This is a genomic window from Roseivirga pacifica, from assembly GCF_900111145.1.
Taxonomy (GTDB): domain Bacteria; phylum Bacteroidota; class Bacteroidia; order Cytophagales; family Cyclobacteriaceae; genus Roseivirga; species Roseivirga pacifica.
The window spans coordinates 1,382,481-1,395,575 of sequence record NZ_FOIR01000001.1; the positions used below are offsets into that span (position 1 = coordinate 1,382,481).

General features: G+C 42.1%; 13 protein-coding genes. 9 read left to right on the forward strand and 4 right to left on the reverse strand.

Translation table 11 applies throughout. From position 1 onward, the window contains the following. The first annotated feature begins 1 nt into the window (after position 1). Complete coding sequence (locus BMW98_RS06135) at positions 2–1,033, forward strand: lysylphosphatidylglycerol synthase transmembrane domain-containing protein (protein ID WP_090257633.1); 1,032 nt, start codon at positions 2–4, stop codon at positions 1,031–1,033. A gap of 57 nt (positions 1,034–1,090) precedes the next feature. Here BMW98_RS06135 and BMW98_RS06140 read toward each other — a convergent pair whose 3' ends face one another. Continuing rightward, a complete protein-coding gene (locus tag BMW98_RS06140) occupies positions 1,091–1,510 on the reverse strand; it encodes a nucleoside-diphosphate kinase (RefSeq protein ID WP_090257634.1) in 420 nt (139 codons plus the stop codon). A gap of 194 nt (positions 1,511–1,704) precedes the next feature. Between BMW98_RS06140 and BMW98_RS06145 the strand changes: the two genes are divergently transcribed. From BMW98_RS06145 to BMW98_RS06180, 8 genes are all read left to right on the forward strand, one after another. Further along, positions 1,705–2,724, forward strand: coding sequence for a DHH family phosphoesterase (locus tag BMW98_RS06145; RefSeq protein ID WP_090257635.1), 1,020 nt, complete (start codon positions 1,705–1,707; stop codon positions 2,722–2,724). Then, positions 2,721–3,617, forward strand: coding sequence for an FKBP-type peptidyl-prolyl cis-trans isomerase (locus BMW98_RS06150; RefSeq protein WP_090257636.1), 897 nt, complete (start codon positions 2,721–2,723; stop codon positions 3,615–3,617). Before BMW98_RS06145 ends, BMW98_RS06150 begins: the two co-directional genes overlap by 4 nt. Continuing rightward, positions 3,618–4,109: an FKBP-type peptidyl-prolyl cis-trans isomerase gene (locus tag BMW98_RS06155; protein WP_090257637.1), complete on the forward strand. Its 492-nt coding sequence runs from the start codon at positions 3,618–3,620 to the stop codon at positions 4,107–4,109. 34 nt (positions 4,110–4,143) lie between these two features. Beyond that, positions 4,144–4,722, forward strand: a complete 579-nt coding sequence (gene rdgB / locus BMW98_RS06160) for an RdgB/HAM1 family non-canonical purine NTP pyrophosphatase (protein WP_090257638.1) — start codon at positions 4,144–4,146, stop codon at positions 4,720–4,722. A 76-nt stretch (positions 4,723–4,798) separates the two neighbouring features. Next, positions 4,799–5,413 (forward strand): uridine kinase, encoded by a 615-nt coding sequence (gene udk, locus BMW98_RS06165; protein ID WP_090257639.1) that lies wholly within the window; start codon positions 4,799–4,801, stop codon positions 5,411–5,413. Positions 5,414–5,461: 48 nt separating this feature from the next. Continuing rightward, entirely contained in the window at positions 5,462–5,830 is a 369-nt protein-coding gene (locus BMW98_RS06170) for a hypothetical protein (RefSeq protein ID WP_090257640.1), read from the forward strand. Between the two features lie 91 nt (positions 5,831–5,921). Further along, complete coding sequence (secDF, locus tag BMW98_RS06175; RefSeq protein ID WP_090257641.1) at positions 5,922–8,933, forward strand: protein translocase subunit SecDF; 3,012 nt, start codon at positions 5,922–5,924, stop codon at positions 8,931–8,933. Positions 8,934–9,113: 180 nt separating this feature from the next. Further along, complete coding sequence (locus BMW98_RS06180; protein WP_090257642.1) at positions 9,114–9,746, forward strand: HNH endonuclease signature motif containing protein; 633 nt, start codon at positions 9,114–9,116, stop codon at positions 9,744–9,746. A 100-nt stretch (positions 9,747–9,846) separates the two neighbouring features. Here BMW98_RS06180 and guaB read toward each other — a convergent pair whose 3' ends face one another. The 3 genes from guaB to BMW98_RS06195 form a co-directional block, all read right to left on the reverse strand. Continuing rightward, positions 9,847–11,316 (reverse strand): IMP dehydrogenase, encoded by a 1,470-nt coding sequence (guaB, locus tag BMW98_RS06185; RefSeq protein WP_090257643.1) that lies wholly within the window; start codon positions 11,314–11,316, stop codon positions 9,847–9,849. A gap of 83 nt (positions 11,317–11,399) precedes the next feature. Then, the gene (locus BMW98_RS06190) at positions 11,400–12,560 is read right to left on the reverse strand and encodes an aminotransferase class V-fold PLP-dependent enzyme (RefSeq protein ID WP_090257644.1); all 1,161 of its coding nucleotides are present in this window, start codon (positions 12,558–12,560) and stop codon (positions 11,400–11,402) included. A gap of 1 nt (position 12,561) precedes the next feature. After that, the gene (locus tag BMW98_RS06195) at positions 12,562–13,089 is read right to left on the reverse strand and encodes a thioredoxin family protein (protein ID WP_090257645.1); all 528 of its coding nucleotides are present in this window, start codon (positions 13,087–13,089) and stop codon (positions 12,562–12,564) included. Between the last annotated feature and the right edge of the window lie 6 nt (positions 13,090–13,095).

Genomic DNA, 13,095 nt, shown 5'->3' on the forward strand with positions numbered 1-13,095 from the left:
CATGGAGCAGCAAAAGGCACTAAAAACCTTACGCCCGCAGAGTGTCTTAATCCCCCTTTTTTTAGCAGTCGGGCTAATTGCTTGGTTGGTTTACCAAGATGAAAATATAACAGCCGAGAGTTTTTCGTACATCACATCTATTTCTTTTGCAGCGCTGCTTGGCGCCTTGCTAATGTTGGGGTTAAAGGACTTCTCTAATATGCTGCGGTTCAGGTTTATGAGCCATGGTGCTATTGACTTGAAAGGTGCTTTTTATGTGGTATTATTATGGGAGTTTGCCGTTGCGGTTGCTCCGCCATTATTGGGTGTTACACCGGTGTTGGTCTTTATTCTGTTTAGGCAAACGGCATCTTTTGGCAAGGCACTTTCCTATGCTTTTTTGGCTGCTTCGCTCGATAACCTTTTCTTTTTGACGGCTACACCAATTGCGCTTTTTGTGGCGGGTGACGGGATTATTCCTGAAATCCCGCTGTTCCCAAACCAACCGGATACTAAAGTCAGTTACCTGTTTTGGCTCAGTTATCTAATGATTGTTGGCTACACGGCTTTTATGCTTTTCTCAATTGTAATTATGCCAAAGTTCATCAACAAAATTTTGGTGTCGTTAACCAGATTCAAGTGGGTATCGAAATATAAAGAGCAGATTTTAACCCAAGGGCATGAGTTATTACTTGCCTCAAAAATATTAAGAGGCCAAAAAATGGGATATTGGTTTAAGCTGCTGGTGCTTACCTATGTGGTCTGGGGGGTGAAATATGCCGTTTTCAATTTTGTGGCTGAGGGGTTTCAGTCACTCAGTTTTACAGAACATATCGAGGTTTGGGGCAAGCAGTTAACGATGTGGGTTACGCTCTTGGTATCGCCTGCGCCAGGCAATGCCGGTACGGCAGAGTTTGTGTTTCCGGCATTTTATGGAGCGCTGCTAGGACAGTTTAGTTTTGCCGCAAGCATGGTGTGGCGATTTATTACTTATTACCCCTATTTATTAATAGGCGTAGTGGTATTGCCTTTGTGGATGAAAAAGTCTCGGTAATAAAAAAGGCTACCTTTTTCAAGGCAGCCTTAAGCGTTTATAGTCGGTATTTAAACCTTAGAATCTTTCGGTTTCAGAGAAGTAGAAGCTACCTTCGATAGCTGCATTCTCGTCTGAGTCCGATCCGTGAACTGCGTTTTCGCCAATTGATTTAGCATACAGTTTTCTGATAGTACCTTCAGCAGCTTCAGCTGGGTTGGTAGCACCAATCAAAGTTCTGAAATCAGCAACTGCGTTGTCTTTTTCCAAAATAGCAGCTACAATTGGTCCTGAAGACATGTACTCAACCAATTCACCGTAGAATGGTCTTTCTTTGTGTACTTCGTAGAATTTACCAGCTAGGTCAGCAGTAAGTTTTGTGTACTTCATTGCAATGATTTTGAAGCCAGCTTCCTCAATCATTTTCAAAATCGCTCCGATGTTGCCATCCGCTACTGCGTCTGGCTTAATCATTGTAAATGTTCTGTTTGTCGCCATGTCGTATTAATATTAAAATCTTTGTCTTCCGATTTGCGGTCGCAAAAATAGAAGATAATTTTAATATCGTGTTGCCTGAATATGAATCTTTTAGCTTTTGGCTGTTAACCATAATTGGCTTGCAACTCGTTGCTTCGTAAGCATTTTCTTGACACCTTTGCGCATTAATTCAGGCACCTAGGGGTGACTATTTCATGCAGCAACTAGATTTATTCAAAGCGCAGCTTTCAGAACCTAAGCGAATTGCCATTACTACGCATCATAAACCTGATGCCGATGCTTTGGGCTCTTCGTTGGGAATGGCCAACTATCTTATCAAAAAAGGACATCACGTTCAGGTAATCACGCCATCCGAGTATCCCGATTTTTTACATTGGATGAAAGGCAATAATGATGTGCTGGTTTACAGTGAGGAGACGGCTCAGCAATGTGCTGAGGTAATGGAGCAAGCAGATATTATCATTACGCTCGATTTTTCGGTGCTCAGCCGAATTAATCAACTAGGCGAAATGGTTCGCGAATCCAAGGCATTCAAAGTAAACGTTGATCACCACCTTGATCCAGAAGATTTTGCCGATTTTAGGCTGTGGAATACCGGTGCGGCCGCTACTTGTGAGCTTTGCTATGAATTAATAGTGGCGCTAGGCGATGAAGAGCTGATTGATTCGGATATTGCTGAATGCTTGTATGCTGGCATCATGACCGATACCGGTGGGTTTCGCCACCCAAATACTACACAAAATGTACACGAAGTAGTAGCCAAGCTGATTTCGCTTGGGGCTGATAACAGTAAAGTAGCCAAGAATATTTACGATAAAAGTTCTTTGAACAGGTTGCGCTTCTTGGGCTATGCACTTAGCCAAAAGCTCGAGATTATTGATGATTATAGAACGGCCTATTTTGCTATTAGCGAAAAGGAACTACAACAATATCATTCTAAAACTGGGGACACCGAAGGCCTTGTGAATTATGCCTTGTCAATTGAAGGCATTACTTTAGGCGCTCTTTTTAAGGAGAGTCCTGAAGGAGTGAAGATTTCATTTAGATCTATCGGTAAGTTTCCTGCCAACGAAATTGCGGCCAAATTCTTTAACGGTGGTGGCCACAGAAATGCTGCCGGTGGTCGTGTAGAAATGCCACTTGATGAGGCGGTGGTACTCTTTAAAAAAGTATTGAAAGATTATAAACAACAACTAGAAGCAGAAGTAATATGAAAGTAGCTTTCTTAAAACCATTTGTAGCACTTTTAATCGCCTTTGTAATATTCAATTCGTGCGACTCTACACCAGCCTATACTGAATTGCCATCAGGGTACAAGTTCAGAGCTATTGAGGCAAAAGGTGGGAAAACTCCTGAAGTAGGAGATGCGCTGTTGGTAGAAATGAAGCATTATTTAGGAGAAGATTCTTTGCTTTTCGATTCAAATAAGACCAACCCGGGTGGTTTTATGCTAAGAACAGGTATTTCTCCAGATTTAATGGAGGCCTTGAATATGTGTGGTGAAGGAGATAGCGTTCAAATTCAAATGTCATTGCAGGAGTATGCTAGCCTTTCTGGAGGCATGTTGCCAGAGGGATCTGATACTACACAAAAGATTACTTGGAACCTTCGAGTGATGGAGGTTAATAACGAGTCGACTATGCTCGAAAACATGATCTTGAACCAGAAGGAAAAAGAGGTTAAATACATCAACGAGCACCTCGTTAACAATAATTTAGAAGCCGAGCACACTGAGGAGGGAGTTTATTACATAATTTCGGAAGAAGGAAACGGTGAGTACCCTCAGGAAGGCGATTCTGTATTTGTGAATTATGCCGTTACTGTAATGCAAACTGGTGAGCTTATTGACACAAGCTTTGAAGAAATTGCAAAGGAGAACAATATCCATAACCCTCGAAGAAGAGGTGGCTATGTGCCTTACGGCTTTGTGATTGGTAGACCTGGAGTAATTCCTGGCTGGCAAATAGGTGTGCCTAAGTTTAGCAAAGGTGCAAGAGGTAAGTTGTTTGTGCCTTCTCAGTATGGTTATGGAGCTAGACCAAGAGGTCCTCAGATTCCTGCAAACAGTACGCTAATGTTCGAAATTGAAGTTGTAGATATTAAATAGATGAAAAGAGTAGTAGTTGGGTTAGTTGCATTGGCCTTTGTAGCAATTACAGGCTGTTTGCAAGATGAAATATTTGATGCCGAAGCTCAGCTTCAAACCGACATTGCCCTTATTGAGCAGTCTTTGTCAGAAAACGGTATTGATGCAGATACTTTAATGCCAAGTGAGATTAGAATTGTAGTTACAGAGGAAGGCACCGGAGAAGGCGCCAAATTTGGAGACTCAGTAATTGCGCACTATACGGGCTATTTGCTGGATGGAACAGAGTTCGATTCGTCAGATGGAGGTAGCCCACTGTCTTTTGTGCTTCAAAGAGGAGATCAGGTAATACCCGCTTGGGATATTGCTTTTGAAGGTTTGAAAAAGGGTACAAAGGCAACTTTTTGGGCTCCTTCTGGCTTGTGCTATGGCCAAAACGGCAGTGGTTCAATTCCGCCCAATAGCGTACTGATATTCGATGTGGAAGTAGTAGACATTCGCTTACAAAATTAAAACTTGTGCCTTCGGGCACTTTTTTCTTTCAATCATGAAGAAGATTTGCTTTGCTACGAACAATGCCCATAAGCTTGAAGAGGTGCGCGAAATAATTGGTAATCGCTTTGAAATTGTATCTTTGAAAGAGGCTGGTTTTGATGGTGAGTTGCCAGAAACCCACGAAACGTTAGAAGAGAACTCTCAAGAAAAGGCTGCATATCTTTTCGAAAAGCTTCAGATCCCAGTTTTTTCTGATGACTCTGGTTTGGAAATAGTTGCACTGAATGGTCGTCCAGGAGTGCATTCTGCCCACTATGCGGGAGATAGAGACGCCCAAAAGAATATGGCAAAGGTGCTCGATGAAATGGAGGGCTTTACCTCAAGAGGGGCGCAGTTCAGGGCGGTAATCACTTATGTTGATGGTGCCAAAGAACTACAGTTCGAGGGTGTTGTACCGGGTACTATTGCCATGGAGCAATATGGTGAGGATGGCTTTGGTTACGACCCTATTTTCTTTCCTGAAGGAGCAGACGTGACATTTGCCCAAATGACTGCCGAACAAAAGAATGAAATAAGCCACAGAAAGCGTGCAGTGGAAAAATTGGCGCAATTTCTTAATTCATACCTCTGAAAATCAATTAGCTTCTTATTTTTGTGACGTTTTTCGCAAAGTGAACTATTTATAGTTCTGCAATTCTAATACAGCAATGGAGAAACCGTATATCATTGGAATAACCGGGGGTACAGGTTCCGGAAAATCGCTCTTTTTGAGTTCGATTATCAAAGAATTTGATGGCCGAGATGTTACCTGCCTATCGCAAGACGATTACTATAGGCCACGAGAGCATCAGTTGGTCGATAAAAACGGAGAGTACAACTTCGATCGCCCTGAGTCTATTGATTACGAGCACTTTGCTGCGGATCTAAAAACGCTTAGCGCGGGTAAAGCCATTGAAAAGGAAGAGTATACCTTTAATAATCCAGAGAAAAAACCTAAGCTAATTGTGCGCAAGGCGGCTCCGGTAATTTTGGTTGAAGGAATTTTTATCTTCCACTACCAGAAAATTCGCGAGCTAATTGATCTGAAGGTTTTTATTGACGCCAAGGAGCATATTAAGCTCAAAAGAAGACTGAAAAGAGATAGGGAAGAGCGTGGTTATGATGCGAACGATGTTTTGTATAAGTACGAGAACCACATTATGCCTTCTTACCAAAAGTATATTTACCCTTATAAAGAGGCGGCAGACTTGGTAATTCCTAATAATACCAACTTTGAGCAGGCGCTAGATGTGTTAAAAGCATTCATTAATTCCAAAATATAAAACAAGCTATGCTTTTTCAGCTTTGATTTAGTACATTTGACCCGCTTTATGCAGTTAGGACAGAACATATCGAATGTTAAGAAGGGTGTCTTCTTTGTACTAGGCATCTTGGTGGCCGTTTTTGTGGTTACTCAAGAGCTTATCGATTACCACTGTGGTCAGATATGTGCTGAACTAGAGCAAACAGAAGCCGATGCGGACGAGCCACAAGATAATCAGGAGACTGTTTATGAATTGGTGAGCGATGTGTTGTTGCCGGTTTCTAATATTAAAATCGAGCCATTTGAGCCGGTTTTTATTTGCAAAGTAGAGCAAAAGGTAGAAGCGGATCAGCCGGTGTATTCCGATGTTTTTCCGAAAGACTCTCCTTATTTTAAGACCCTTTTTCGGCAGATAATTTCTCCAAACGCGCCATAATCAGCGCTTTTCTGCCAAACACACACCCAAATTTCAAAACTATTTATTCCAAAATACTTAGCCCGCTTGCTGGGCCAGAACCATTTAAACCATGAAAAATAAGAATACCATTATCTTCCTGACATTGGTGGTAACGGCATTGTGTCTGTACTACTTGTCAATTACCTTCTACTCGAGGGGTATTCAGGCCGATGCCATTGAATACGCGAAAGACGAAGCTGGTGTAATCGATCAGCAGAAAAAACAGGCTTACCTGGACTCTATTTGGATGGAGCCGGTATTGAACATTATGGGTGCAGAGTTCACCTATAAGGATATTAAGGAAATTGAGCTGAACCTTGGACTTGACTTGCAAGGTGGTATGCACGTAACCTTAGAGGTTTCTCCTGTTGAGATCATCAAAGGACTTTCGGCTAACAGCCAAAATCCTGAGTTCCTTAGCGCTTTAGAGCTTGCAAGAGAGCGTCAGGTGGGTAGCCAAGCGCCATTCACTCAGTTGTTCCAAGAGGCTTACAATGAAGTAAGCCCTAATGGCCAATTGAGCAGAATTTTTGCGAATGCTGCTAACAGAGACCGTATTAGCTTTGAGTCTAGCAATGCTGAAGTAATGGAAATGATTAACAGTGAAGTTGATCAGGCCATTGATAGAGCATTCCAGATTTTGAGAACCAGAGTTGACCGTTTCGGTACTTCTCAACCAAATATTCAGAGACTACAAGGAACTGGTAGAATCCAGATTGAATTGCCAGGTGTTGATAACCCTGAGCGTGTAAGAAAACTACTTTCTGGTGTTGCTAAGCTAGAGTTCTGGGAAGTTTACCAAACAAACGAGATTGGTGGAACGCTAAGCGCGATAAACAGTGAGTTGTTGACTGTTGAAAAGCAAGAAGCTCAATCTTTGAAGGGTACACAATTGGATGCTGCTGCGACAGATTCAGACAACCCGTTGGAGCAACAACTAGCTCAAACAGATACTACTGGTGCGGATAGCACTGCCTTGAACAATGGTGTTTCAAGCTTCTTCTCCCTTCAGCAAATGGGGCCTTTCCAAGGTTTCTATTACAACTTGGCCGATACTGCTAAGATCAACCGCATTTTGAAGAATGAAAGAATCGCAAGTTTGATCCCAAATACATTAAGCTTCAAATGGGATATTAAAGTAGCTGAAGGAACAGAGCTTTTACAGTTGTACCCAATTAAAGTTGCAAGAGGTGGTGCACCACTTACTGGTGAGGTAATTACTGATGCCAGACAAAGCATTGACGCAAGAGCAAGACCGGCCGTAAGCATGCAAATGAATGCTGTGGGTGCAAAAAAATGGAAAAACCTTACTGGTCAGAACATTAATAGAAGTATTGCAATTGTTCTTGATAACTACGTATATACTGCTCCTAATGTAAATGGAGAGATTCCTAACGGTAGTTCGCAAATTTCTGGAAACTTTACTCAAGAGGAGGCAGAAGATTTAGCTAACATTTTAAAGGCGGGTTCATTGCCAGCCCCAACAAGAATTGTTGAAGAGGCGGTAGTAGGCCCTACTTTGGGTAAAGAAGCGCAGCGTCAAGGTATTACTTCAATTGTTGCTGGTTTGGTAATTGTAGTACTTTTCATGATAGCGTACTACGCTAAAGGTGGTTTGGTTGCTAACGTTGCGTTGGTGTTCAACATCTTCTTCATCTTGGGGATTTTGGCTAACCTTGGTGCGGCACTTACACTACCGGGTATTGCTGGTATTGTACTTACAATCGGTATGTCGATTGATGCGAACGTACTGATTTTTGAAAGAATTAGAGAGGAAATGCGTGAAGGCATTCCGTTGCTTCAAGCGATCAACTCTGGTTATAAAAAGGCTTATAGCTCTATTATAGATGCTAACGTAACTACCTTCTTAACAGGTGCTATTCTTTACTTCTTGGGTCAAGGTCCGGTTAAAGGATTTGCCGTAACGTTAATGATTGGTATTATCTGTTCATTCTTCTCTGCTGTATTCATTACCAGAGTAATTGTTACTTGGATGACCAAGAAAGGCAATGAGAGCAAGCTTTCGTTCGAAACTCCTTTGGCTAAAGGTAAGTTGAGCAGCTTGAACATCGATTTCCTTGGTAAGCGTAGAATGGCTTACATGATTTCTACTGTGATTATTGTAGCGGGTGCTATTGCCTTGGCAACAAGTGGCCTTCGTTTAGGTGTAGATTTCAAAGGTGGTCGTTCTTACGTTGTGCAGTTCGATGAGCCAATGGTGGCTTCTGAAATTAAGACAGCACTTTCATCTGGCGCATTTAGCGAAGATGGTGTTGAAGTAAAAACTTACGATGCTAGTAATGTATTGAAGATTACAACTTCTTACCTAGTAGAGCAAGAGTCTCAAGAGGCAGATGCTGAAGTGAGAACCGCATTGGTAAGCGGTTTGACTCAGGCAACTGGTAAAACTTTTATTGATGGAACAGTTGAATTGGGAGAAGGTCAGTTTACAATCTCAGGTTCTTCTAAAGTAGGTGCAACCATTGCCGATGATATCAAGAAGTCGTCTTTCGAAGCATTCGGTCTTTCGATTTTGGCGATCTTCCTTTACATCTTAATTCGTTTCCGCAGATGGCAATTCTCGCTTGGTGCAATTGTGGCGTTGGTTCACGATGCATTCATAGTACTTTCTGCCTTTGCAATTGCAGGTATGTTGGGCATCAGCTTCGAGGTTGACCAAGTGTTCATTGCTGCATTGCTAACCGTTATTGGTTACTCAATAAACGATACCGTAGTTGTGTTCGACCGTATTCGTGAGAACTTACAGCTTAAAGGGTCTAAAGATTTGATTGGTACTTTCAACATGTCAATCAACTCTACAATTAGCCGTACTTTGATCACTTCAATGACTACTTTAATTGTAGTATTGATCTTGTTCATCTTCGGTGGCGAAGTATTGAGAGGCTTCTCTTTCGCATTGTTGATCGGTATTTTGGTGGGTACTTACTCGTCAATCTTTATTGCTACTCCAACTGTAGTTGACTTAACTAAGAAAACGTTGAGCGCTGCAGCCGATAAAGAGCAAGCATCTGCAAGAGCTAAAGCTTCTGCGAAGGCTGAAGCAACTGCTCAGCAAGGATAATTAGAAAGGAGACGTTAGATTTTAGACGTCAGAAAATAGATAAAGGCTGCCTTGAAAAAGGTGGCCTTTTTTGTGAATGCTGCTTCGCTGGGAACGGTCTTAGGAACTCAAGGTCTCACTCCAATTGAGGTCTTGATTAAAACTCCTTATATTGAATTGGATTATTAATTCTTTTATTCTATGGTTGATCATATAGATGGTACTCCATGTATTAAGAAGAAATCTGTACCGAAAAAGTCTGCTATTGCCCAGTATTGGTCCATGATTAATCATGACGTCATCCTGTATGTTGATTGGGGTGAACCTGTTTGTTGGGCTTGCGGAATGCAAGCATCAAAATATGATTTTCATGAATTAGGGTTGTCAAAGCAGGATAGATTCAAGGTCTGGGATGTTGAGTGTTACTTAGAGAGGAGTCATATAGTGCCTAGTGCTTTAGGAGGATGTAATTGTGAAGCAAACTTGGTGTTACTTTGCAGAACATGTCACGAAGATAATCCAGATACCCGAAATGAAGAGTTGTTTTTTAGGTGGTTTAATAGTAGACGGAGTTATCCTCTTAGGAGGTTAGAGGAGATAAAGGTGGAGTTCCAAAATTTTAACCTAGAGTTTAGCATTGTCAATTTTATTTTGTTTAGATCATGCATTGAGTTCTATAATTATATGGAGGAGAATTCCATTGCGGTAGGTGGAAAGTTTTCTATGGCAACTAAAGTAGCCTCTTTTATTGACTGGAGGTCACAATTCACGGAGGGCGAATTATTTGAAAAATTAAGCCCAGAAGAGAAATTATTAGCTTTAGATAAGACTTAGGTTTTTTTGATTAGTCGTGTAAGGTGTGTCATATTAATATTTAAGAAAACAAAAGCCCATGCAAGTGCATGGGCTTTATTTTGCTATGACGTTCGTCTAATTATCTGCTGTAATTAGGTGCTTCTCTTGTAATGTGTACATCGTGTGGGTGGCTTTCGCGCACACCAGCACCGGTTATTTTTACAAACTTAGCTTGCTGCATTTCTTCTATGGTTGCAGCACCGCAGTAGCCCATGCCGGCCTGTAAACCACCAGTGATCTGGTAAAGCACCTCTTGCACCAAACCTTTGTAAGGCACGCGGCCTACAATACCTTCCGGTACAAGCTTTTTAATGTCATCCTCAGCATCTTGGAAGTAACGGTCTTTAGAACCGTCTTCCATGGCTTCTACAGAACCCATTCCACGGTAAGATTTGAATTTTCTTCCCTCGTAAAGAATCACTTCGCCAGGAGCTTCTTCGGTTCCAGCAAGCAAAGAACCGATCATTACGGTACTAGCACCTGCGGCAATGGCTTTTACAACATCGCCAGAGTAGCGGATACCACCATCGGCAATTACTGGTACGCCCGATCCCTTAATGGCCTTTACCGATTCGTAAACAGCCGAAAGTTGTGGCATACCCACACCGGCAATTACACGGGTAGTACAAATACTACCAGGGCCCACACCTACTTTAATGGCATCTGCACCAGCTTCTACCAAAGCTTTAGCAGCTTCAGCAGTGGCGATATTACCTACAATTACGTCTAGTTCTGGGTAAAGCTTTTTAATGCGTTTTGCAGTGTCGATAACGCCCTTAGAGTGGCCGTGAGCAGTATCGATACTCACCACGTCAACACCTGCGTTTTTAAGCGCTTCAATACGCTCTTCAATGTCTGGAGTAACACCAACAGCAGCACCAACACGTAGTCTTCCGAACTCGTCTTTACATGCATTAGGGCGGTTTCTGTTTTTTAGAATATCCTTATAGGTGATAAGTCCGGTCAGTTTACCATTTTCATCAACTATAGGGAGTTTTTCAATTTTGTACTCTTTAAGAACACCCTCGGCATCATCTAGGCTAATGCCCATTTTGCCGGTAATAAGGTTTTCTTTAGTCATGATTTCTGTAACAGGCGTGTCCATGTTTTTAATGAAACGCATGTCGCGGTTGGTTACTATACCAATAAGGTTTTTGTTGCCATCAACCACCGGAATACCCCCAATCTTATTTTCACGCATGATCAATTCTGCATCGCGGGCAGAACTTTCAACATGCAGTGTAATTGGGTCTAGGATCATTCCGCTTTGCGAACGCTTCACCTTTCTTACCTGAAGGGCTTGCTGTTCTACAGTCATGTTTTTGTGAATGAAACCAAGACCACCTTCAAGCGCCATAGCAATGGCTAACTTGTGCTCAGTTACAGTATCCATAGCGGCCGAAACCAATGGAATGTTGAGCGTAATGTTCTTAGTAAGTTGGGTTTGGGTTTTGGTATTTCGAGGTAAAACTTCGGAGTAACCAGGAAGCAGAAGGACATCATCGTATGTCAGTGCTTCGAAAAGGAATTTTTCTGTGTCTAACGCCATGGCAAATAAATACTAGGTTTTATTTGCCGGACAAAAGTACGGAGATTGCAGCATTCAAAAAACAGTGAAGTGAAATTAATTTTCTACACTGCTTTTTCTGCCACTTTAAAGGTTTCCAGAATATGGGCTAAATCGGCTGCACTGTTGTATAAATGGGGTGCTATGCGAATGGAGTTGCCTCTTACGGAAACAAAGATGCGTTCTTCTTTAAAGCGTTGTTGCAGCGCATCCATCGCGATATGAGCTGGCAACCGAACTCCGAATAGGTGTCTTCCTCTATACTCAGGATCCTCAATTTCGCAGCCTAGCGCTTTCAGTTCTTCAATAAACGGGGCTGCCAAAGTCTCACAATAATCTTGAATATTTTGTGGCCCCCAATCATTCACCTGCTGAATCGCGCGGGTAAGCATTGGGGTGAGAATAAAATTGGCACTTTCGCCAACATCGTAGCGCATAGCGCCTGGCTGGTAGGCATCTTGATAGTTCACCAGGTTAGAAAAGTCTTCGCTATGGAGGCGGTTCATCCAATTGTTTTCAATTGGGCTTCCATTGGCAAAGTATTCACCATAATAAGCTACTCCGCAGGCATAAGGCCCCATTAGCCACTTGTAGCCTGCACAAATCAGCGCATCGGGTTTTATTTCCTGCACATCAAAGGGTAGGGCACCTACCGATTGCGTGCCATCAATCACTAGAATAGCACCAACCTCGTCTGCCCTTTTTCTAAAAGCTTTCAGATCGAATTTTGTGCCATCGGCCCAATGCACATGGCCTGTGGCAATTAGCTTAGTATTACTGTCGATTGCCTCAAGAATAGCTGCGTTCCATCTAGCCCCTCGTCCTTCCGCTTCTTTGGGGGGCTTAATGTATTTTACCGTAATGCCTCTTTCTTCTTCTAGCGTTTTCCAAGCGTATATGTTGCTGGGGAACTGCTCATCGGCTACTACAATATTGTCTCCTTTGCCTGCTTTTAGGTTTTTGGCCACATTGGCGAGGCCATAAGAAACAGAGGGAATTACAGCACAAGATGCTGAGGTGGCGTTTATTAGCTGGGCAAAGGCTTTTCTTAGTCCATTTGTGCTTTCAAAAAAGTGTTCGGGCTTAGTAGTGGACGGGTCGTCTTTACCGTAAATAGCGGCTGTACCTACCTGCGCCACACTTTTAAGCATGGGCGACATGTAACTGCAATTTAGGTAAGTAATGTCTTCAGGTAAGTTGAACAGGTGCTTTTGATTCTCCAGCATTTTACTTTAAAAGTTCTTCTAAATATTGTTCGAAAGAGGTTTCTGGTTCTTCAAGAATACGACCAATTTCTTCACCATTTTGTAAGAAAATGATTGTTGGCGTTTTCTTAATGTCGAAGCCTTTTTCTCTTCCGTATATGCTCGACTTGTCTACATCAACGGCATATAATTCTAGCTGGTCTTCAATTTCTAAGTATTCGCAAACGCGCATTAAGCGAGGTATTTCTCGGTTGCTATCGTGGCACCAGGTGCCCATAAAGGCAAGTATTTTTAAGTTCTTAAGCTTTTTCTTCTTAATGTTTTTTAGGCTGTTCTCATCAATCAAATAGGTTTTGAAGTTTGGTATAAACCATGTTTTGTAAGGCATTTTTTCCAAACCTTCACGATTTATCGGGCCATTTAGAATTTTGTTTACATGGGGAGAAACGCTTTCCGTTTCGTTGTTTACAGTTTTTTCCTGAGCGCTGGTAAGCACCGGAAAAAGTACCAATAACATAGTTAGTATAATAATAGCCTTAAACGTGTCCATCTTTAT

Excerpts from the sequence above, each read along its gene's own strand:
- BMW98_RS06145 (WP_090257635.1), top strand. The coding sequence starts at position 1,705 with ATGCAGCAACTAGATTTATTCAAAGCGCAGCTTTCAGAACCTAAGCGA.
- BMW98_RS06140 (WP_090257634.1), bottom strand. The coding sequence starts at position 1,510 with ATGGCGACAAACAGAACATTTACAATGATTAAGCCAGACGCAGTAGCG.
- BMW98_RS06195 (WP_090257645.1), bottom strand. The coding sequence starts at position 13,089 with ATGGACACGTTTAAGGCTATTATTATACTAACTATGTTATTGGTACTT.
- guaB (WP_090257643.1), bottom strand. The coding sequence starts at position 11,316 with ATGGCGTTAGACACAGAAAAATTCCTTTTCGAAGCACTGACATACGAT.
- BMW98_RS06190 (WP_090257644.1), bottom strand. The coding sequence starts at position 12,560 with ATGCTGGAGAATCAAAAGCACCTGTTCAACTTACCTGAAGACATTACT.
- BMW98_RS06170 (WP_090257640.1), top strand. The coding sequence starts at position 5,462 with ATGCAGTTAGGACAGAACATATCGAATGTTAAGAAGGGTGTCTTCTTT.
- BMW98_RS06150 (WP_090257636.1), top strand. The coding sequence starts at position 2,721 with ATGAAAGTAGCTTTCTTAAAACCATTTGTAGCACTTTTAATCGCCTTT.
- BMW98_RS06180 (WP_090257642.1), top strand. The coding sequence starts at position 9,114 with ATGGTTGATCATATAGATGGTACTCCATGTATTAAGAAGAAATCTGTA.
- BMW98_RS06135 (WP_090257633.1), top strand. The coding sequence starts at position 2 with ATGGAGCAGCAAAAGGCACTAAAAACCTTACGCCCGCAGAGTGTCTTA.
- udk (WP_090257639.1), top strand. The coding sequence starts at position 4,799 with ATGGAGAAACCGTATATCATTGGAATAACCGGGGGTACAGGTTCCGGA.
- secDF (WP_090257641.1), top strand. The coding sequence starts at position 5,922 with ATGAAAAATAAGAATACCATTATCTTCCTGACATTGGTGGTAACGGCA.
- rdgB (WP_090257638.1), top strand. The coding sequence starts at position 4,144 with ATGAAGAAGATTTGCTTTGCTACGAACAATGCCCATAAGCTTGAAGAG.
- BMW98_RS06155 (WP_090257637.1), top strand. The coding sequence starts at position 3,618 with ATGAAAAGAGTAGTAGTTGGGTTAGTTGCATTGGCCTTTGTAGCAATT.